Consider the following 20,166-nt stretch of genomic DNA (forward strand, 5'->3'; position numbering starts at 1 on the left):
CCGGACGTTCATCGTCTCCGGAGTTCTTTGCTGCGAGCCTTCGAGTCCCACTCGATGGGGACATCATTCTCTTCGCCCCATTGTTGGAGAAGACGGAGGAACTGCTGGCGATCTTGGTGGTCGAGGACGGCGTCAGTATCTGCCTGCTGGAGGACCTCCGGATATCCACGGCCAATTCCCGCCTCGGCTCGTACCATATCGAGTGTGTACTCGTAGAGATTCTCGTAATCACCGGGACCATCAGCATGCAGTAGCCAGCCGGGGAACTCCAACCGATCTAAGCCTGAACCGGGAGGGACCTTGAGATAGCTAAAGTGAATCTCGTTCCCGAACTCGTACGTTTTCCCGTTGTAGGTCGTCTGGGCCATCGACGCTACCGTCGCGCCGACATAGGAAAGGAATCGTCGAGTCGCCCCACGGACTCATCATTCCCGTAAGAATGCGTCCGTCAGGGATGGTGCGTTCACCTCCGAGATCATCTCGGAGCAGCAATCGCGTCATTTTGACGAGTTCGACAGCGTTTGTCCCCGCAACGTATCCGATGACGGGAATCTCGTGATAGGCACTCGCAGCGAGGATTCGGCTCACTGCCTCAAGATAGCGATTACGGATAGCCGGTCGACGTGGGTTCGCGAACGAAATGACGAACGGGCCATCGTAGAGCACGATAGGCGGGTTCTCCAACTCGCCAGCCTCGTAAGCCTCCGCGAGTGTCTCGATGCGGTCGACGACGACTGCCGCTTCGTGCTCGTACCGATTGAGGCCGACGAGCGAACTATCGACGAATCGGTACTCATCACTGCCTTCTTCGCCACCGGTACGAGTGATTTCGTCCGGGCTAAGGAGTTTCCCGTTCTGTCCTCGCTTGAGTGCGCCAGTGGGACGGTGGTGATTCAGACACCATGCAGCCTGCACGTACGCAAGTGGAACATTGAACTGGGTCGTAGGCGGGATTTCGGAACCGTCCGTGGCGACCATCGGGACATCCAGCAGGAGATCGCGTGCCCAGTCGTTGACTGCCTCGTGGCTCTCCCATTCGTCCGACGGCGCGTGGTGCCGGATTATCGAGTCCGCATCATCGAACGAGCTGATCGGGACTGCTCCCGGGTATGACGATGTGGAAAGTTCATCGCGAACCTCTGCTGTGGTCCAGTCCCGAGGAAGAGAGCGGAACGCTTCCTGATACTTCTCGACGAGACCATCATCGTCCTCGAGATACGTCTGGATGTCCTCTCGGCTTTGATCGAGATCACTGACAACACTCGCCTTGTCGAGCGGCATTAGTCACTCACCACCTCGGAAGTCTGCTCGGGCTTCTCGATTTTGACGCTGTAATCGGTCATCGACTCGAACGTCGAGTCATGACTGATGACGGCAAGCTGATCGAACGCATCAAGGGACTCTGTTGGCCGACTAGATTCGTCTTCTTCTGTTCGTCGAGATTCGCCGTCGGCTCGTCGAGGAACGCGACGCCGAGACTGGATAGCTGTTCGAGAATCGCGAGTCTGACCGCGAGTGCGGCAGCCATTTTCTCGCCACCCGAGAGCGTTGAGAAGGACTTGCGGACGTCCGCGTCGTGCACGATGATGTCGTAGTCCGCCGTCCATTCGAGTTGCTCAGCATCTCGTCCACGAATCGACCGGAAGACCGCGTTCGCTCGCGTCCCGATCCGGTCGGTGATGACCTCCCGCATCTTCGGGCCAGCGTTCCGGACATTCTCTCGGACCCATTTCGCGAATTCGAGGTCGGCTTCGAGTTCCTGGAGTTCATCGACTTTCTCGCTCCGTTCGTCCAGCTTCTCCTCCAGCCGCTCAACCTCGGCCGCGACGTCTTCGAGTTGGTCCTTCCGTTCGTCTCGCTTCGTCGTGAGTTGCGTAATCTTCTGGTCCAGTTCGTCGAGTCGGTTGTCGAACTGCTCGTATTCCTCGGGATCGAACTTCGACTCAACGGTTTCACGCTCTTCAACCAGCGTCTCTTTCTTCTCCTGAAGACTCTCTAGCTCGTTCTCATGCTCTCCGACAGCCTGCTTTCTATCGTCGAGTTCAGCGGCTTGCTGTTTGTTCTGCTCGTACTGCTTGTAGTCCGGTTCGTGTTCGTCGAGCGTTTCCTCAACCACATCCAGTTCAGCTTCGACATCGTCGAACTCCTCAATCTGCTCTTCCAGCTTTTCAACTTCTTCCCTCGCGGTTTCAAGCTGGCTCTCGACCCGCTCCAGTTCCTCTGGGGCGTTCTCGTTGTCCTCAATTCGCGTTTCTGCTCTATGGAACGCTTTCTCGGCGTCTTCGAGTGACTCACGCTCCTCTCGGAGCGAGGGGAGTTCATCGACTTCCTCTTCGAGGGACTCAATCTTCTCTCGCTTCTTGACCTTCTCAGTACTGAGGTTCGCAGTGTTTCTTCAAGGTCCGCGACCGCTTCCCGGTGAACACCGAGCTGAGCGACACGATCCTGTACAGCCTTCGCCTCTTCGAGTCGCTCCTCAAGTTCCTCAATCTCTTCTGCGAGCCGCTTACGCTCCTGCTCAATCTCTTCGAGACGTGCTTCTTGTTCCGCAATGCGTTCCTCTCGATCATCTGGGTCAAGAGGCTCCCCACAGGTCGGACAGACCGCATCCTCGTCTGCATCGGTGTCACGGAGCAGGCCAAGATGTTCCTCGATATCTTCCTTCTCAGCGGCTAGCGACTGTCGCTTCACCTCTCGTTCGTTGACCTTGTCGGTGAGGTCGTCAATGTCCTCCGTGGCAGCTGCCTCAGCCTCAATCTCGGCAATCAGTTGCTTCCGGTCACGAAGGTCGTGCAGTACCCCGTGCGCTTCCTCCTCTAAGTCACCAATCTCGTTCTGGAGCCGATCGACTTTCTGCTTCTTCTGCTCCAGTTCATTGATTCGTTCACCAAGTACCTCGTATCGTTCCTTGTCTTCCCGGTACTGTTCGAGGTTCTCGCGTGCTTGTTGGAGCGTCTCGACGTCTTCTTTCAGGGACTCAATCTCGTTCTCGAGCTGCTGAACCGTGGCTTGCTTCTCTTGCTTCTCCTGTCGAAGTTCGTTCAGCCGCTCCTTACGCTCCGTGAGTTGCTCACGGCGTTCCCGCGCGGCTTCATACGCTTCGTGACCCTCCGCTGCTTCTTCGCACTTCTCGGCGGCGGCCTGTGCCCGAGCTAGTTCTTCCTGCGCTGTTTCTAGTGCCGATTCCTGCGACTCAATCTCTTGCTCAACGGATGCAACCTCGTCATCGAGTTCGTCTAATTGGTCTTTTAATGCGTCCAGCTCGTCAAACGTTGATTCGACCTCGTCTTTCTCCTCCTGCTTCTTCTGAATACGGGCGTTGAGTTCCTCGATGCCGCTTTCCAAGTTGGTCTGCTTCGTACGCTGTTCTGGAAGGCTTTGTACCTCGCCGGTTAGCTGTTGTATCTCTTCACGGAGATCATCCTGTTCGTCCGCAATCTCCTCGGGGACTTGCTTGAGTGCCCCATTGAAGCTCTCTTCATAGTCGTCGACGCCGAGTAACTCGTCGAAAGTATTCTTCCGATTCCTTGGCGTCTGGGCGAAATCGGAGAGGAAGCGCGTCTGAGGCACGCCGATACAGGACTCCCAGATTTTCGTGAGTTCATCCTTGTCCTCAAGGTCGAACCGAGCACAGAGCCAGTTAACGAGTTGATCCTTCTTGTCGATGTCTTGGTCGATCCACTCGTCTTCAATTGGGTCGTACCGGGCGACGCCGTAGTTCGAGCGGCCGGCTGACCGCGTGATTCGATACTTCTGGACACCATCGTCCTCTCGAAGCTCTATAACGACCTCGACCGTCCCCGACGATTCGCCCTCGCGGACGAACTCGTTGTTGTTGAACGGTAGGGAGTCGAAAAGAGCGAACCCGATTGCCTCCTGAATCGTCGACTTCCCGGAACCGTTCTCACCGAGGATGGCGTTCACACCACCTCGGAGGTCGATTGTCGTGCGTTCCTCGTAGGACTTGACGTTCTCCAGTGTGACTGAGTCAATCTTCATTCGTCCTCACCTCCCCCTGTACCTGCACCGTCGCCGATTGGTTCACTTGCCTCGGTCCCAGCGTCGTCTGTCGCTTCTACTGCCTCGTCGTCGAAGGGATCGTCGTCGATATCGATCATCACGTTCTCGGCTTCATCCGCAAAGAGTTCGCGGCGGCGCTGCGTGACGAGCTCGGTGATGTCCTTAGGGTCTTCGTTGGTCTTCGCCATTCGGTGGGCGTCACTAAGGATAGTTGCGACGTCTTCAGCCCTCTCGCTGAATCGAGATTCATTCGCAATAGTCTCGAAGACGCGCTGTTCTAGCGCCTCCGTCTGGAGGCGGCCGTCGATGAAGACCTCGTCATCATCGAGACCCTTCAGAAGTTCCTCAATCTCGGCCGACGTAACTCGGCTCGTGTTCGTCTGAACATACAGCGCGTCATAGGCATCTTCGACAAGATCCGCGAGTTCGTCGGTGGAGAATTCACTTCGATCAAACTGAAGCGTCCCTTCGAACCGAAGATCGACGAGCGGCCGTCGCTGGTCACCACCTTTCAGGAACTCTTCCTGCTGCAGGACGCTGTCGAGATTGCTCTCGTGGTTCGTGACGTGGTCACGGAAGGCTTCGAAGAGTTCTCCGTGCGTGTCGTAGGGTGTGACATCGAACGCGGGTGGGCGGAAGTACGGACGTCGGCGGGAATGGTGGTGGTTGACGCTGTGTGCTAGTCGACCGGGGCCATCATAACCCTCGCTCGCAGGGCTGAGCGTCACTTCGTAGTACCCGTGGTTCCAGTCTTCATGGGCTTCCTGTGTATTGTGGGCTTCCGGTGACCCGGGGTTGAATATCCAGTCGGAGGACGAGTACTGCTTGTGGATGTGCCCGAGCGCAAGATAATCAACGACGTCGCGTACTTCACGGAGCTCGGCGTGAGTTACGTTCCCGCCGAGGGAGGGCACTTCATCCTCAATACCGAAGTGACCGAGAAGGACTGTGTAGTCCGGGTCGCCGTTATCAGCGTTCGTCTTCTTGATACCGCGTGCGACTTGGGTGAGTGCGGTGTCCGTGCGGGCGCCGCGCCACTGGAGTCCGTAGACGCGAACTGTTCCGGCGTCAGTTTCGACGTCGTAGAACCCTGCGTGACCAGTATCCTTGTCTGGGTCATACGGGCGGAAGGTTGCGGCCTCACCTTCACCCCGGAGGGCTGTTTCAAGGAGAACGATTTGGTCACGCCTGTGGAGGAAGTTCAACCACGTGACGTCACGGGGCGTGAGGTTCTCGTCGTGGTTTCCGCGTGAGACGAGGACAGGGACGTCATCGGGAACAAGCTCAAGCGCGTTTTCGGCTTCTTCGAGAACTTTCGGTCGCAGATCGCGGGAGTCGAAGAGATCGCCCGGCAGAAGAATGGCGTCTGGGTCGCTCTGCAGAGCGAGTTTGAGTGTCGCTCGGAACGAGCTGGCCATATCGTCCTCTCGTTGCTTGAGGCCGTACTGACGGTGGCCGAGATGGATGTCGGCCATGTGTGCGAATTTCATCGACCGAGCACCCTCATCCCAGTCGCCAGTGTGTTGCTCACTGGCTCTCCCTCCCTCGGATTCTGCAGTGTCATAGTCCACTTCCCAGACAATAGCATCGTGATATCTCGCTATACTAATTGAGCCTACTTAATAGTATGTTGACTATAGTGAAAGTAGACTAGCATAGGAGACTCCGATTGTTAGTAACTCAATTCCGATAACAGAGACAGGAAAACAGATGTCTATTCCACCACCCGGCTAGCCAAGACGCAAATAAACTGTGAATACGCACTGTCATCCCAGTAATGTCGGTATATGCCTCTCAAGACTCCCGATTCGACTTCATCTTCCCGCAACAGTTATGTTGATTGGTACCTAACACCGGTGTGTTCCCCATCCCGAAAAACCAACCGGGAACAGTGACCAGCACAAATGAGTTCACCCGCCCACTCCACAGGGTCGGATAGAGTTCAACGAACACTGTATGATGTCACAGCACGTCAACGAATACACTCATTTCCGAGAGGCATCATCCTCCGGTACGAACCCACTGAAGCTCTCAACTCGTTTCTTGCCGGGAACTATCACGTCCGTTGGGTAGTTATCAACTTCACTGACGCCGCGAAAATCATTCGTGACCACGGATCGGTTCACGCAGTTCTGGAAGATTGGCAGATACCTATCGTAACTGCGACCGACCCAGATATCGACGTATACGCTCGGCAGCGAGACGATATTCGAGACTTACTTGAAGACATACAACCCGCGATCTACATCCCGGATGCTGGCGAGGTCTACTGGAAGGAATCCAACCAATCCGAGGAGGAAGCTAAACGTGCCCAACGGCATGGAATCGACTTCTTCATTGAGCGACTCAACTTCGTGATGAGCTACGTTGAGGAGGAGTCTCTGGATATCGGAGTCTTGCCGCTCGCCAAGGGGATGTACCGATGGCATTACCAGCGGCTCAAAGACTGCTATGAGAGGTATGACTTCTCAAACTACGCCTTCTACACAAAGCAGTACACGAACGGCGGAAACTACATTCGAAGACTCGAGAACCACATCCAAAACCTCATTGACGTCATGGACGCTGAGAACATCTTCATCATTGCACGACACGGAGAAACGCACCTGAGTCGACTTCCTCCCCAAGTCACGGGTGCAAGTGGAATCGTTCAATTTGCCAAAAACTGCAAGGTCAACGGTAGCTTCCACGAAGACCTCTTCACGGACTGGCGAGAGAGGTTGGAAAGCGTCCTTCTCGACAAAGTCACGGTGGTGCAACAATGATGGGTCTCGGCGGCGGAGGTGGCAGTAACGACGACGAAGAAGAGGAAAGCGTTGGTGTCCCTCCCGGCGCACCAACACTCGGTGACTTCGGTGGAGGTTCTACCGAAGAGTCAGCGACGAAGTCCCTCAGAAGATACTACAGCGAGCGGTGGAGGCGGGGAAGGTAGCGTTAGTACGACTGGAAGTGGTGGTGGAGGTGGCGGTATCGGAGTCGTTAGTACAGGCGGTGGTAGCGGTGGAGATGGTTCGGGGACCGAGGATGACTCAGATGACGATGAAGGAGCGAGTGACGACGATGATCCAGTGGACAATACGGATGATGGAGAGGAGTCTGGCGCCACTACAGAAGAGAAAGAACCACCCACAATCGTCGAAGAGCCTAGTAACGATAGTGTTGGAAAACAGGAGTCACAGACAGGATCCGAAAGCGAGGAAACTGAAAATGATGACAGGGACGAGGAGCCACAGATTGGAGAAATAACGGTCATAACGGACGCGTGGGATTCAGTTGGCTGGGGTATTGAACCAGTTCTAAAGAAGTTAGAAGTGGAGTTTGGTGTCAGCCTCGATATCTCGTATGAGTTACTACCTCCGCGTGACCTCGACATCGTTGATTACGAGGTAGCTGCTGAACGCTACGAGATGCCCTACGCACAACTGGAAGGCCTTCCCGAGACCTCAAGGTTGTCAACAGAAGCACTTGGTGTCGCCCAAGAACAAGGCCAAGAACTATTCCGAGAATATCTCCGCCGGCTTCGAATCGCAGCACTCGTGGAAGGGAGAGATATTGAAGATAAGGACCTTCTGCTGAACCTTGCAGGAGAGATTGGGTTGGACGTCGACCAACTTCGAAAACACTGGGCTGAGGTTGACACCGAACAACTCACCGAGGTTGATACAACACCACAGATGTGGGTTAGTGCGGGCGACCTTGAAATCCCCAAGAGTGGTCATATCGAGTTCGAGCCTACATACTTCGCTTTCGTCGGGAATAACGTCATGCCGGCTGGAGTCCCACAACCATTGACCGATTTCATTACCGAATATGATCTCGCCACTACTGTTGAAGTGATGAAGGCACTGGATACAGAACGGGCTCAACTAAAGAACTCAGAGAAAGTCCAGCAAGTCTGTCTTGGTGTGGGGGAATTTTGGGAAGTAATATAGTCCCAACTTGGAATCAAAGTACGTGTTTACCCCGAGGTCTCAACAACCGGCACAGTCTGCTCTCGTGAGATCATTTCGTTGTCGTGGACAACCCGCGTAAGTTCCTCGTATGGGTTGCGTCCCTGCTGGCGCCACGTCGCCAGCAGGGACAAGATCGTCTCGTGAACGAACATGCCACGGTCGTTCCGGAGTGTTCCGATGATTTTCCGGAGAACAACAGGTTCACGAAGGGCGTTTTCTGCGGCATTGTTCGTCGGGGAGACCGCTGGCTCACCGACGAAGGTGAGCCAGTGGTCGAGTCCACCTTCGATCTTCCCGAGGAGTGTTGCCACTGGTTCGTCGGTCACTGACCGCTCAACGAGCGATCTGAGGCCGTCCTGACACGCTCGATGCATCTGTGCTCTCGCACGAGGATCTGGGTCGGTCTCCAGCCACGACTGGAGACCGACGAACATCTGCTTGAGATACCGGTACACCGGTTCTGCCTCCTCGTGGTCACTGCAACGTCTTCAGCCTCCCGGAGAAGATGTGCCCAGCACCGCTGAAGCGTACTGCTGAACGCTGGATACGCCGTCCACCCATCACAGATGACCGTTCCCGCGAAGTCCTCGCCAAGGACTTCCGCGGGAACATCACTCCCACGACTCTCTCTGACCGCGTACAGCGTATGCTCGTCCGTCCGAAACGTCCAGATCCACGCTTGGTCACCGTCACGCTTGATGCCGGTTTCGTCAACGTGGACGATTTCAGCCTCCTGAATCTCTCGACGGATCTGCTCGTACTCACAGCGACCGGCGCGCGCAGCGCGCTCGGTCGCGTGCCACGCGGATGCACCTGAGAGTTCGAGTCCGTGAAGTTGCTCGAAGCGGTCCGTGATTTTCCGGTAGGGAAGGCGGTGATCGTACCGTGACAGGGCAGATTGCGCGATGACGTTCACCCCGAACTGCCCCTCATCGGGGCAGTCGGGGTGAGTCGCAACCGTCTCAGTTCCACAGGAGTCGCATTGGTAGCGGTGTCGGTTGTACTGGGTGACTTCTGGTGGCTGTGGATCCGGGACTTCCTCGACGAGTCGGGGGCTGACGCCCACCGACTCGTCGAAGTGGTCGCCACACTCGGGACAACAGTCAGAGGTGACCTCGATTTCTTCATCAGGATCGGGCGGAGAGCGCCACTCCGGGTTGTGACCGTCCTTTCGACCGGGAGTACCACCATCAGTTCGGACATCGTCGTCTTCGTCGTCCTGCGAGGTCGGGGACTCGTCGGTCCCCGACCGTCGCTTACTGGGTGGAGTGTGTGGATTCTCGTACTTCCGGAGACGTGTTTCGAGTTCTTCGATCCGCTCTTGCTGCTCTTCGATCCGCTCTTGCTGCTCTTCGATCCGTTCGTTCTGTTCCTCGATCCGCTTGTCCTTCTGGGCAATCTTCTCTTCCAGCTCGTCGATTCGCTCCTCCATCTGGAGAAACCGCGAGAGGAGTTCGTCCTTGGAGAGATCGTCCCAGCTCATCGATTCCACCTCGAAACGACGACAGCAGGGCCGACGGGATGGTCTCCGGGCAGCGGAGACCATCCCTGAGAATGTAGACTGACTCCCTGCTGACAGACCATGTATCTGTCACAGGCCACCACCTACGAGACAGTGACGAAATCAGACGGGGCTAAACACGTACGATATTTCCATTGAGCGGGAAGTGAGCTTCGACTGCCAGTACTGGATCTATGCGGACTGTACTCCAGCACCAGCATATTGTTCTCAATCAGTTGCTTACGCATATCTTCGAATTGGTCAATCATCAGATCGTAGTCGCTAAGGAACTCTTGGATTTCCTCCGTTTCGCCGTGTTTGGGGATACGCTTGGTCATCCCGTCCATCCAACTGAGGAATACATCGAAAGCCTCAGATTGTTTGAGTTTCGCTACGGTTTCGGTGTCAGGGTGTGAAACCGGGACCTTGAATTGCGTCGGATGTCGTTCAAGTTCGTCAAGGATATCGAGTGCATACCCCGGGATGCGGTAGGTGCTATAGCTGTAGGCGTTCGACCTGTAATAGTCTGCAAACGCAAGCCCGGTACCGAGAAGCCGGTCAGTATTCACATCGGAATTAGAGCGAATGGACCAAGTACGAGTTAACCCCCGTTGTTTGAGGGACGTGCCGTCATCGTTCCTCCGATTGCGTACGAAGTGGGGCAAAAGACTCACTCCCTCTTTGGTTACCTCGGGGGCCTCCGCGATTCTGTCGCGGACATAGGTACGGATGGCATCACCGGCGAGTGTTTCCACCTCCTCAATGATGAGGTCGCTGTACCGCTCGCCGTCCGGAGTTTTCTTATACATCTTAGGGAGATGGAGTTCGTCGATATCATTCTCTACATCATCGACCAACTTGTCGTGGTCCTCATCGAACAGTCGTTCCATCGTCTCATAGATGTGGTTCTTGCTGATTCGTTCGGCAAACATGTAGAGCGTGAAAAGCCGGGGGAGGTCTCCGTCGTATTCCCGGACTAGTTTTTGAATCTGCCGTCGGTCCGACTCGGATACCCGTTCCCTGATTGATTGCCTGATGAACTCTGACCAGTTGACTTGCTCTTGTTCATCCATTTTCTCTTTCAGTTCGTCCTCAACGCGGACAGTTACTCGAGGCATGTGTTAACTACACACTGATGTCATATTTGTGTGAACAAAAATCTAGGGGTGGAGTCTAGATCGCGCGTTTAGACACACACAGGTGTAGTTACCAGCCACTTCAGGCCGAATACCTCTGCAAGACACGCACGCTGTATTCAGCACGTCACTCTTGGCAAGTGCTGAGCTTTCAGTAGAGCCGCTAATCTTGATTAGCTATAGAACTTCCCGGCACATGTACATATAGCTATTAGCTATAGGGATATCCAATACCCATCCCATATCGGATATCCATAAACCAGTCCACTCACTTGCGCGCGGTCTGGCGTTCCCTTGGCTAGCCGACGCGCTCTCCTTCAAATTTACCAGCTATCATAGCCCCAGATGTAGCTGACATTTATATAGTCAGAACCGTTCCTTCACGATAACCCCGTGATGGCGCGTACCCGCATCAGCTCCCCTAATGACTTCAGAGATGCAGGATGCGGGTTCCTTTTTAAGGAACCCGCCGCCTGCTGCGACTTCAGTCGCAGCAGGTCAGAAAGTGGGCCGGGGCGGATTCGAACCGCCGACCTGCTCCGTGTGAAGGAGCCGTCATAACCGGACTAGACCACCGGCCCGAGGCTACACTCACGTAGTCGAAGGGAGAACTTAAGGCTGTCTTATTGCCCTTCTTCCTTCGCGCGATAGTCGCCGAGCCGCTCGCGTGCCTTCTGTAGCGCCTCCTTCGTCTCGCCCTCGACTTTCTCTTCGAGTTCCTCGATCTCCTCCTGGAGTTTCTCGAGTCGGCTCGGCTCCGGTTCTTCCTCCTTGCCGGTCACCTCACGAACGCGCTCTTCGAGCTTCTCTGCTTCCTTCTCGGCACCCTTCCGGACGGACTCGACGGCGCGCTTCAGGTGGTGACGGGCGTCTTCGAAGTGCGGATCCATACGTCGAAGTAGGCTGGCAGTAGCGAAAACCCTTGTGGGGCGACCAGTGTTTAGGTTAGCCTAAACCGGAAGGCTTTTGGAGTTGTTAGGCACACCTAAAACCACGCCGACGTTGGCATCAGTCGGCGCCCGAGCGGCCGGCTGTCGTCCCACCACTGCTCCGCCGCTCCACTCGGACGGGTCTCGTGCCCGTCACCGTCTGTCCCACCTGGCGTCCACCCGGACGCTCCGACGGTTGGCCACCGACGGCCCACAAACTGTTTTGACCTGCCGCTTCACTCCCCACCCATGAGTACGCCCTCTCGCTGGCGGGTGGTTCCGTGACCGACCGCCGAGCCGTCGCGCTCGGGAAAGAGCCGGCCGACCTCGTCGTCCGCGGCGGGCGGGTCTTCCGCCCGGAGACGATGGCGTTCGACGACGTCGCCGTCGCCGTGGTCGACGACCGCGTCGCCGCGCTCCCCGAGGACCCCGACCCGATGATTGGCCCCGAGACCGACGTCGTCGAGGCGACCGGTCGCGCCGTCGTCCCCGGTTTTATCGACGCGCACACCCACCTCGACCTCCACCAGACCTTCGAGTCGGCCTACCACTACGCCATCCGCGGCGGGACCACCACCGTCGTCACGGAGGCGGCGAGTTTCGGTTCGGCGTTCGGCGCCGACGGCGTCCGCCACCTCCTCGACGCCACCGACGACCTCCCCGTAACCGTCCGCGCGACGGTCCCGCCCGGTCCGCTCGTCGACACCTTCACCGACGCCACCGCCTCGGTCGACGACCTCGCAGCGCTCCTCGACGACGACCGCGTCGTCGGCGTCGGCGAGATCGGGTGGATCCACGCCGTCGGCGAAGGAGGGGACACGATAGCCGACGTCGAAGAGTTACACGCGCGCGCTCGCGAGCGAGACCTCCCCATCGCGGGCCACGGCGCTGGCTGTCGCGAGGCCTCCTCCAGGCGTTCGCCTCGGTCGTCGACAACGACCACGAGGCTATCTCCGCCGAGGGGATCCGCGAACGCGTCGAGAACGGTGTCCACGCCATCGGCCGCTACGGCTCCGTCCGCGACGACGTCGAGGCCCTCGCCGAGGCGGCCACGGACGGACTCTCTCCCGCGGAACTCTCGCTGTCGACCGACGGGATGTGGCCCCGAAAACTCGTCGACGAAGGGCACGTGGACGTCGTCGTCGAACGCGTGGTCGAGGAAGGGGTCTCGCTCCCCGAGGCGCTCCGGATGGCGACGCTCACACCCGCACGCCACTACGGCCTCGACGACCGCGGGTCGCTCGCGCCGGGCAACGTCGCCGACATCGTCGTCCTCGAAGACCTCCGGACCGACGACGGCGACTTCGAGACGGTCGACGTCTCGACGGTCGTCACCGACGGCGAAGTCGTCCTCGACACCCACGACCTCACGGTGAGTCCGCGCGTCCACGAGTACCCGGACGAGGTCTACGGGACCGTCAGCCCTCTCGCGGCGGGCACGCTCTCCGTCCCCGCCGACGCCGCCGACGAGGATGGGTCGGTCCGCGCACTCGACCACCAGCAGGGACTCATCACGACCGAGACGCGCGTCGCGCCCCCGGCCGAGGACGGCGAACTCCACGCCGACCCCGACGCCGACCTCGCGAAGGTCGCGCTCGTCGACCGCCACCCGGACGCCGACCGTGGCTCGTTCGTCGGCTTCCTCACCGGTCTCGGACTCGACGAGGGCGCCGTCGCCACCACGACGACGTGGGAGGCCGCCGGAACGCTCGTCGCGGGGACGAACGACGCCGACATGCAGACGGCCGTCGCACACCTCGCGGAACTCGGCGGTGGGTGGGCGGTCGTCGCGGACGGCGACGTCGTCGCTGACGCACCCGCCCCCGTCGGTGGCTTCTGCTCGGCGCTCGACGTCCAGGACACCGCGAAGGCCATGGACGCCGTCGACGAGGCACTCTCGCGACTCGGGGCGGACCCCGAGCGACCGATGCTCGCGCTCCAGACCCTCACGTTCACGGGTGTCCCCGGTCTCAAACTCACGTTCGGCGGCTACGCCGACGTGACGGAGCGAGCGGTCGTCGGACTCGCGTCTCAGTAGGTCGGGTTCTCCTCGGGGACGCCCTCGCGCTCGTTGACGAGACGGGCGAGTTGGAACAGCGCGTCGGAGAGTCGGTTGAGATAGGTGACTGCCGTGTCGTTGATGTCTTCCTCGCCCTGGAGGGCGACCGCCCGACGCTCGGCGCGTCGACACACCGCGCGGGCGTGGTGGAGTTTCGCACCGGGTTCGCTCCCCCCGGGGAGGACGAACGACTGGAGCGGTTCGAGTTCCTCGGCGACGGTGTCGATGATCCCCTCGATCTCGTCGACGTGGGCCTCGCGAATCACGGGGTCGTCCTCGTCGGGGTCGGGGTTGGCGAAGTCCGCCTGGACGATGTGGAGGTGGTTCTGGACGCGTTCGAGGTAGTCGTCCAGGTCGTCGTACCCAGTGGGTCGGACGACGCCGACGAGTGTGTTAACCTCGTCGACGGTGCCGTAGGCCTCGATGCGCGGATTCGCCTTCGAGACGCGAGACATGTCCCGGAGGTCGGTCTCGCCCGTGTCGCCGCGGCCGGTGTATATCTTCATCGCTCGACCCTCACGCCAGCGTCTTCTCGACGTACTCCAGGATGTTGTCGCTCTCGGGCATGACGACGCCGCGTTCCTCGTCGACGATGACGGGGACGCCGCGCTGTCCGCTGACACGTTTCACCTCGTCGCGCTTCGAGTGGAGTCCCTCGGTCCAGCGCGTGTCGTAGTCGATTCCCTCCGCTTCGAGGGCGTCGTGGACTTTCTCACAGTACGGACAGCCGTCGAGTGCGTAGAGAACGATGTCGTCTGCCATACGTGTGGCTTGGGCGGAGACCCACTAAGTCGTTTGCCTGGCGAACGGCCCACACATTCACGTCGTGCGCCCGTCCCACGTGCACGTATGGAGACACGCACACTCGGCCAGACCGGCCACGAGAGTAGCATCCTCACGTTCGGCGCCTACCTCCTCGACTACCTCGAACAGTCGGACGCGAACCAGACCGTCGAACTCGCCCTCGACCACGGCGTCAACCACTTCGACGTCGCGCCGGACTACGGCGACGCCGAACTCAAACTCGGCCCGAAACTCCGCGAACACCGCGAGGAGATATTTCTCGGCTGTAAGACCGTCGAGCGCACCTACGAGGGCGCCAAACACAAACTCGAACGTTCGTTGGACCGCCTCGGCGTCGACACCATCGACCTCTACCAGTTCCACGGCCTGGAGAGCGAGGCCGAACTCGACACCATCACCGGCGAGACCGACGACCCCGGCGCGCTGAAGGCCTTCCGCGAGGCCCAAGAGGAGGGGAAGATCGACCACATCGGCCTCACCTGCCACGCCCACCCGCACCTCGTTCTCGACACCATCGACCGCATCCCCGACCTCGAGAGCGTGATGTTCCCGCTCAACTTCACCGTCCTCGGGAAGGCCGAGGAGGACGCCCGCTACGACTACGGGAAGGTACTCGAACGCGCCGCCGAAGAAGACCTCGGCACCATCGGTCTCAAGGCGTTCGCGAAAGGGTCCTGGCCCGCGGACCTCCCCTACGACCAGCGCCACTACGGGACGTGGTACGAGCCTTACGACACCCAGGAGGCGATGAACGACTGTGCGAACTACGCGCTCTCCCAGGAGGTGACGACCATCACGAACCCCGGCGACCCGAAACTGTTCAAGATGGCACTCGACGCCGCCGAGAACTACACCGAACTTGACGCCGAGGAACAGGCCGACCTCGAAGCGCGGGGCCGCGAGAACGACAGCCCGGTCCCCGCACAGCTCGGGATGACCGACTGATTCCGTATCGCAGCGACCAGTTTATCGATGTCCGCGCGACGAACGTTTCCGACGCCCTGGTTCCGAATCGGTCGTCCGGACCGGTACGTTCAACAGCGTGCCCGTTCGACACACGACTATGCGCGAACTCGACCACGGCTGTCCGAACTGCGAGGAGGAGCAGACCTTCTACCGCGCGGCGGCCACGCACCTCCACCTCGGTCTGAAGACGAAGTGGTACTGCCCGGAGTGCGGTTACGGCTTCGTCCGAATCGACGGCGACATCGACAGCAGCGCGGCCTGAAGACGGACTTTCCTCCACGGCACTCGAACTTCGTCGGTCCGACTCCCGACCCGCCCGGAGTCGAAGGGACCCCCGTTTCTCACCCCGCGCGCACGACGCCCACCACAGCGACGGTGCTAGTCGTCGATTGATGGGGACGACCTCCACGAGCGCCTCAGGAACGACCGTCTCACCCGCGGCCGCTCGCGGCGGAGACCGTCCGTGACGGCGATCCGTCGACAGTTGTAAACACTATCTCGCGATAGAGAATCCCGAAAGTGCGGACACCTGCCGGTACGGAACGTCGAGCGAAAGACAGAGCGCGACCGTGTGCTACCCGAAGTGGTAGTCGACGTGCTCGACGATGGCCGTGCGAGCGTCCTCGGCGAACTCCTCGGTACCGCGGACGAGGTCCTCGGGGTCGACCGGGCAGGACGGCGGGACGGCGACGGGGTTGCGCGCCCACGTCGCGAGCTGTTCGTCGTACCAGTAGGTCATCGGCGTCACCTCCGCCCGGTGGCGTTCGGTGTCGTAGTAGCGCTCGACGCCGAGGTCGTGTTCGGACCCCTCCACGCCGGCCATCAGTGCGTGCCCCGCCTCGTGGACGGCGGTCACGCCGACGGCGTCCGAACCGTCGTACGGGACGGGGGCGAGCGCGACGAACGCCGAGACGTAGGTGTTCGCGACGGCGAGCCCGTGGCTGTAGCCGTGCTCACCCTCGATACCGACGACGCGGTCCGAGTAGCCCGCCCCGAGCGGCCGTTGGAAGTTCTTCGCACCGGGGACGTCGGTGAGGTACTCGAGGGGACTCGCGTCGACGAGGTGGACGAACACCGTGTCGTCACACGCGCCGGGTTCGAAGCGCTCGCGGAGCCACTGGTCGACGGTGTCGGCGAGTCGTTGTCGGTCGAGGACGTTGAGCGACGGTCCCTCGTAGCGCAGCGACTCGCCCACCCCGAGGTAGCCGTCGGGGAGGGAGGACGTCGCAGTTTCGAGCGCGCGTTTCGCCTGTCGTCTGTCGGCCTCCGAGACGCCGTCGTCGTGGAGGAGCCGAACGGTCACCTTCGCCATGTGCGGGCACCTACCGGAAGTACGCCCTCTCGGCCCTTAATATTGGTCGCCGAGTATGTGGAATTATCTACGCGTCGAGCGTCGGTCCGAACTCGTCGACGGGGATGACCGAGTAGTCGACGGTGAGCGTGTCGCGCGTCGCGCGGACGCGACCGACGAACTCCGAGATCTCCGTGAGCGACCCTTCGAGAATGAACAACTCCATGCAGTAGTGGTCGCCGACGTGGTTGTGGACGTTCGAAGTGACGAGGCCTTCGTACTCGTGGCGCAGGCCCATCATTCGCTCCTCGACGGCGGTGCTCTCGTAGTCGAAGAGGATGGTCAGGACCCCGATGAGCGGGCGGTCCTCCAGTTTCTGGTCTTCGAACTCGCCGAGGAGGTTGCGCGCGGCCTCCCGGACGACCTCGCTGCGGCCGGTGTAGCCGTGGCCCTCCGCGAACTCGTCGATGCGCTGGAGGAGTTCGTCGGGCATCGAGACGCTGACGACGGTCATGTTGTTAACTCAGCCGCTATCGAGTAATAAGGATTGCCTAAAGTGCGGGGGTGGCGGCGGTGGCTGCCGCGAGGGGCTACTCGTCGGTGTCGTCCACGTCGTCGAGGGCGTGCCACGAGAGACGCGGGTTCCGGGCGGCGCTCGTCTGGTCGATGTGGCGGGCGGTCGTCCGCGTGGGCGCCTCCGCCAGTTCCTCGTCGGAGTAGTCGGCGACCGCGCGGAAGGCGTCGGCGAGGTCGTCGAGGCTCCGCTTGCTCTCGATCTCCGTGGGTTCGGTCATCAGTGCCTCGGAGACGATTTCGGGCCACTTGGTCGTCGGCGGGTGGACGCCGTAGTCGAGCATCGCCTTCGCGACCTCGGCGGCGTCCTGGTCGCCGGCGCTGGCGACGAACTCGTGGTGGAACGGGCCGAACGGCACCTCGTAGGGCACCCGCTCGGCGAGGTAGTTCGCGTTGAGGACCGCTTTCGCGGCGGCGTCCGCGAGTCCCTCGTCGCCGAGGCGGGCGATGTAGGCGTAGGCCTTCACGAGGACCAGCCAGTTGCCGACGAAGCCGTGGAGTTTCCCGACCGTGTTCTCGGGTTCGAAGAACTCGTAGCCCGACTCCGTCTCCCTGACCTGCGGGGTCGGGAGGAACTCCGCGAGGCGCTCGGCGACGCCGACGGGTCCGGCACCGGGACCGCCGCCACCGTGGGGCGTCGCGAACGTCTTGTGGACGTTGAAGTGCATGATGTCGAAGCCCATGTCGCCCGGCCGAGCGCGCCCGAGGAGGGCGTTGAGGTTCGCGCCGTCGTAGTAGAGCAGGCCTCCAGCGTCGTGGACCGTCTCGGCGATGGTCTCGATGTCGCGCTCGAAGAGGCCGAGCGTGTTGGGGTTCGTGAGCATCAGCGCCGCGGTCTGGTCGCCGACCGCGGCCTCGAGCGCGTCGAGGTCGACGCGGCCGTCGTCGTCACTCGGGAGTTCGACGACGTCGTAGCCGCCCATCGCGGCCGTGGCGAAGTTGGTCCCGTGGGCGGAGTCGGGGACGACGACCTCGGTGCGCTGGTCGCCCTCACCGTTGGCCTCGTGGTAGGCGCTCGCGAGGCGGATGCCCGCGAACTCGCCGGCGGCGCCCGCGGGTGGCTGGAGCGTGACGGCGTCCATCCCGCCGATCTTCTTCAACTGCTCCTGGAGACCGTACAGCAACCCGAGGGTGCCCTGCACGCTCTCTTCGGTGCGGTCCGGGTGGACCTGCGCGCCGGGGAGGGCGGCGACGTCCTCGGTGAACTTCGGGTTGTACTTCATCGTACACGACCCGAGCGGGTAGGGACCGGTATCGACGCCGTAGGTCTCCTGGGAGAGACGGACGTAGTGGCGCGCGAGTTCGGGTTCGGAGAGTGACGGGAGCGAGAGTTCGTCGCGCGTCAGGTCGTCGGGGAGTGGGGAGTCGTCGTCGACCTCGACGGTCGTCTCGTCCTTCTCCGCGAGCAGCGGTTCGTACTCGTCGTCCTGGTGGTAGCGGGCCTGGTCGTAGTGTCGCATCTAGGCCACCTCCTCGAAGGCCGCGACCAGTCGGTCGGCGGCGTGTTCGTTCGCGTCGGTGATACAGACCTGTACCTCGTGGTCGTCGACGGCGTGGACCGCGAATCCCTCCGCTTGGAGGTCGTCGACGATAGCCTTCGCGGGCTGGTCGGTGTGGGCGACGAACTCGCGGAAGTGGTGGCGGTCGTGGACCGGCGCTCTGACCCCCTTGATGGTGTCGAGGTCGGCCGCGAGGTCGCGGGGCAGTTCGACACAGCGCTCGGCGAGGTCGACGAGGCCGTCGGCGCCGAGCCACGCGGCGTGGATGGCCGTCCGGAGGGCGACCCACGCCTGGTTCGTACAGATGTTGGACGTCGCGCGCTCGCGGCGGATGTGCTGTTCGCGCGTCTGGAGGGTGAGCGTGTACGCGCGGCGGTCGGCGGCGTCCTCGCTCGCGCCGACGAGTCGGCCGGGGACCTGTCGGAGGTACTCCTCGCGGCAGGCGAAGAGTCCGAGTCCCATCCCGTAACTCGCGGGCAGTCCGAGGACCGAGGCGTCGCCGACGACGACGTCCGCGCCGACGTCCGCCGGTCGCTGGAGCAGGGAGAGTGCGACAGGGTCGGAGCCGAGACAGAACAGCGCGTCGTTCGCGTCGGCAATTTCCCCACCTCGGCGAGGTGCTCCTCGATAGTGCCGCGCGTGGTCGGGTTCTCGACGTACACCAGCGCCGTGTCCCCGTCGACGGTCTCGCGGAGGGCCGCGACGTCGACGTTGCCGTCGTCGGTGGCGTACTCGACGACGTCGAGGTCGGAGCCATCGACGTAGTTCTCGAGGACGCTCTTGCGCTCGGCGCGGAGCGCCTCGGGGACGAGGACGCGGTCACCGGAGGTACTCCGGACGCGTTCGGCGAGGAGCGCGGCCTCGCCGAGTGCCGTGGCGGCGTCGTACATCGAGCAGTTGGCCACGTCGAGGCCCGTGAGTTCGACGAGCATCGACTGGTACTCGAAGAGCACCTGGAGGAACCCCTGGGTGACTTCGGGTTGGTACTGCGTGTAGGAGGTGATGAACTCCGAGCGCTGGGAGATATTGTCCACGAGCGAGGGGACGTAGTGCTCGTAGTGGCCGCGGCCGAGGAACTCGGTCAGGTCGTCGTTGGCACCGAGGAGGCGCTCGACGTCGCGACGAGTCTCCTGTTCCGTGCGCGCGGGGATGCCGTAGTCGCCGTCGAACCGGACCGACTCGGGGATGTCGAACAACTCCTCGACCGAGTCGGCGCCGACGGCGTCGAGCATCGCCTGCGTCTCGTTGGGGTCGTGTGGCGCGTAGGGACTCCCGTCCCGGCGTCCGCCGCTCATGCGGTATCACCTGAGAGAGACGTCCGTGCGGGTCGCATGTGCACCTCTTGTGAATGCGAGAATATGATACTCCCGGTTCCGGAACGGGCAGTCGATACACACGTCCGTGTATTGGTCGGCGGCGTATCGGGGGGGTGAAC

General features: G+C 60.8%; 16 protein-coding genes, 1 tRNA gene and 3 pseudogenes. 6 read left to right on the forward strand and 14 right to left on the reverse strand.

The window, feature by feature from the left end:
* Window positions 1–8: 8 nt before the first annotated feature.
* From P0Y33_RS19050 to P0Y33_RS18715, 4 genes are all read right to left on the reverse strand, one after another.
* Window positions 9–368: a DNA double-strand break repair nuclease NurA gene (locus P0Y33_RS19050; RefSeq protein WP_328518067.1), complete on the reverse strand. Its 360-nt coding sequence runs from the start codon at window positions 366–368 to the stop codon at window positions 9–11.
* Complete coding sequence (locus P0Y33_RS18705) at window positions 310–1,281, reverse strand: DNA double-strand break repair nuclease NurA (RefSeq protein ID WP_279530359.1); 972 nt, start codon at window positions 1,279–1,281, stop codon at window positions 310–312. Before P0Y33_RS18705 ends, P0Y33_RS19050 begins: the two co-directional genes overlap by 59 nt.
* A gap of 714 nt (window positions 1,282–1,995) precedes the next feature.
* Entirely contained in the window at window positions 1,996–3,999 is a 2,004-nt protein-coding gene (locus P0Y33_RS18710; protein ID WP_279530360.1) for an AAA family ATPase, read from the reverse strand.
* Entirely contained in the window at window positions 3,996–5,510 is a 1,515-nt protein-coding gene (locus P0Y33_RS18715) for a metallophosphoesterase family protein (RefSeq protein ID WP_279530361.1), read from the reverse strand. The genes P0Y33_RS18710 and P0Y33_RS18715 overlap by 4 nt, the downstream gene beginning before the upstream one ends.
* A gap of 414 nt (window positions 5,511–5,924) precedes the next feature.
* Here P0Y33_RS18715 and P0Y33_RS18720 point away from each other — a divergent pair, with 414 nt between their 5' ends.
* Both P0Y33_RS18720 and P0Y33_RS18725 read left to right on the forward strand, forming a co-directional pair.
* Window positions 5,925–6,785 carry a hypothetical protein gene (locus tag P0Y33_RS18720; protein ID WP_279530362.1) on the forward strand — a complete coding sequence of 287 codons (861 nt, stop codon included), beginning with the start codon at window positions 5,925–5,927 and terminating at the stop codon, window positions 6,783–6,785.
* Window positions 6,786–6,866: 81 nt separating this feature from the next.
* Window positions 6,867–7,952 (forward strand): DsbA family protein, encoded by a 1,086-nt coding sequence (locus P0Y33_RS18725; protein WP_279530363.1) that lies wholly within the window; start codon window positions 6,867–6,869, stop codon window positions 7,950–7,952.
* A gap of 26 nt (window positions 7,953–7,978) precedes the next feature.
* Here the strand turns inward: P0Y33_RS18725 and P0Y33_RS18730 are convergent.
* The 4 genes and pseudogenes from P0Y33_RS18730 to P0Y33_RS18745 all read right to left on the reverse strand — a co-directional run bounded on the left by P0Y33_RS18730 (window position 7,979) and on the right by P0Y33_RS18745 (window position 11,500).
* Window positions 7,979–9,456 (reverse strand): annotated as a pseudogene (locus tag P0Y33_RS18730) (IS66-like element ISNpe8 family transposase).
* 122 nt (window positions 9,457–9,578) lie between these two features.
* Window positions 9,579–10,592: a ribbon-helix-helix domain-containing protein gene (locus P0Y33_RS18735; protein ID WP_279530364.1), complete on the reverse strand. Its 1,014-nt coding sequence runs from the start codon at window positions 10,590–10,592 to the stop codon at window positions 9,579–9,581.
* Between the two features lie 524 nt (window positions 10,593–11,116).
* Window positions 11,117–11,191: transfer RNA gene (locus tag P0Y33_RS18740), tRNA-Val, on the reverse strand.
* Between the two features lie 42 nt (window positions 11,192–11,233).
* Window positions 11,234–11,500 (reverse strand): DUF7553 family protein, encoded by a 267-nt coding sequence (locus P0Y33_RS18745; RefSeq protein WP_279530365.1) that lies wholly within the window; start codon window positions 11,498–11,500, stop codon window positions 11,234–11,236.
* Between the two features lie 476 nt (window positions 11,501–11,976).
* Here P0Y33_RS18745 and P0Y33_RS18750 point away from each other — a divergent pair.
* Window positions 11,977–12,381: pseudogene (locus P0Y33_RS18750) on the forward strand (amidohydrolase family protein); the annotation flags it as partial.
* The gene (locus P0Y33_RS18755; RefSeq protein WP_279530366.1) at window positions 12,327–13,577 is read left to right on the forward strand and encodes an adenine deaminase C-terminal domain-containing protein; all 1,251 of its coding nucleotides are present in this window, start codon (window positions 12,327–12,329) and stop codon (window positions 13,575–13,577) included. The pseudogene P0Y33_RS18750 and the gene P0Y33_RS18755, both read left to right, overlap by 55 nt.
* Here P0Y33_RS18755 and P0Y33_RS18760 read toward each other — a convergent pair.
* Together P0Y33_RS18760 and P0Y33_RS18765 are read right to left on the reverse strand one after the other, a co-directional pair.
* A complete protein-coding gene (locus P0Y33_RS18760) occupies window positions 13,571–14,104 on the reverse strand; it encodes a cob(I)yrinic acid a,c-diamide adenosyltransferase (RefSeq protein WP_279530367.1) in 534 nt (177 codons plus the stop codon). The genes P0Y33_RS18755 and P0Y33_RS18760 overlap by 7 nt on opposite strands.
* Before the next feature lie 10 nt (window positions 14,105–14,114).
* Window positions 14,115–14,360: a glutaredoxin family protein gene (locus P0Y33_RS18765; RefSeq protein ID WP_279528532.1), complete on the reverse strand. Its 246-nt coding sequence runs from the start codon at window positions 14,358–14,360 to the stop codon at window positions 14,115–14,117.
* Window positions 14,361–14,447: 87 nt separating this feature from the next.
* Here P0Y33_RS18765 and P0Y33_RS18770 point away from each other — a divergent pair, with 87 nt between their 5' ends.
* Together P0Y33_RS18770 and P0Y33_RS18775 are read left to right on the forward strand one after the other, a co-directional pair.
* The gene (locus P0Y33_RS18770) at window positions 14,448–15,347 is read left to right on the forward strand and encodes an aldo/keto reductase (protein WP_279528531.1); all 900 of its coding nucleotides are present in this window, start codon (window positions 14,448–14,450) and stop codon (window positions 15,345–15,347) included.
* A gap of 118 nt (window positions 15,348–15,465) precedes the next feature.
* Entirely contained in the window at window positions 15,466–15,630 is a 165-nt protein-coding gene (locus P0Y33_RS18775) for a DUF7838 family putative zinc beta-ribbon protein (protein WP_279528530.1), read from the forward strand.
* A gap of 312 nt (window positions 15,631–15,942) precedes the next feature.
* Here P0Y33_RS18775 and P0Y33_RS18780 read toward each other — a convergent pair whose 3' ends face one another.
* The 4 genes and pseudogenes from P0Y33_RS18780 to gcvPA all read right to left on the reverse strand — a co-directional run bounded on the left by P0Y33_RS18780 (window position 15,943) and on the right by gcvPA (window position 20,026).
* Complete coding sequence (locus P0Y33_RS18780) at window positions 15,943–16,680, reverse strand: hypothetical protein (RefSeq protein ID WP_279528529.1); 738 nt, start codon at window positions 16,678–16,680, stop codon at window positions 15,943–15,945.
* Window positions 16,681–16,747: 67 nt separating this feature from the next.
* Entirely contained in the window at window positions 16,748–17,173 is a 426-nt protein-coding gene (locus P0Y33_RS18785; RefSeq protein WP_279528528.1) for a CopG family ribbon-helix-helix protein, read from the reverse strand.
* 76 nt (window positions 17,174–17,249) lie between these two features.
* Complete coding sequence (gene gcvPB, locus P0Y33_RS18790) at window positions 17,250–18,692, reverse strand: aminomethyl-transferring glycine dehydrogenase subunit GcvPB (RefSeq protein ID WP_279528527.1); 1,443 nt, start codon at window positions 18,690–18,692, stop codon at window positions 17,250–17,252.
* Window positions 18,693–20,026, reverse strand: a pseudogene (gene gcvPA / locus P0Y33_RS18795) (aminomethyl-transferring glycine dehydrogenase subunit GcvPA).
* Window positions 20,027–20,166 lie beyond the last annotated feature (140 nt).

This window comes from Halospeciosus flavus, assembly GCF_029814175.1.
Classification (GTDB): Archaea; Halobacteriota; Halobacteria; order Halobacteriales; family Halobacteriaceae; genus Halospeciosus; species Halospeciosus flavus.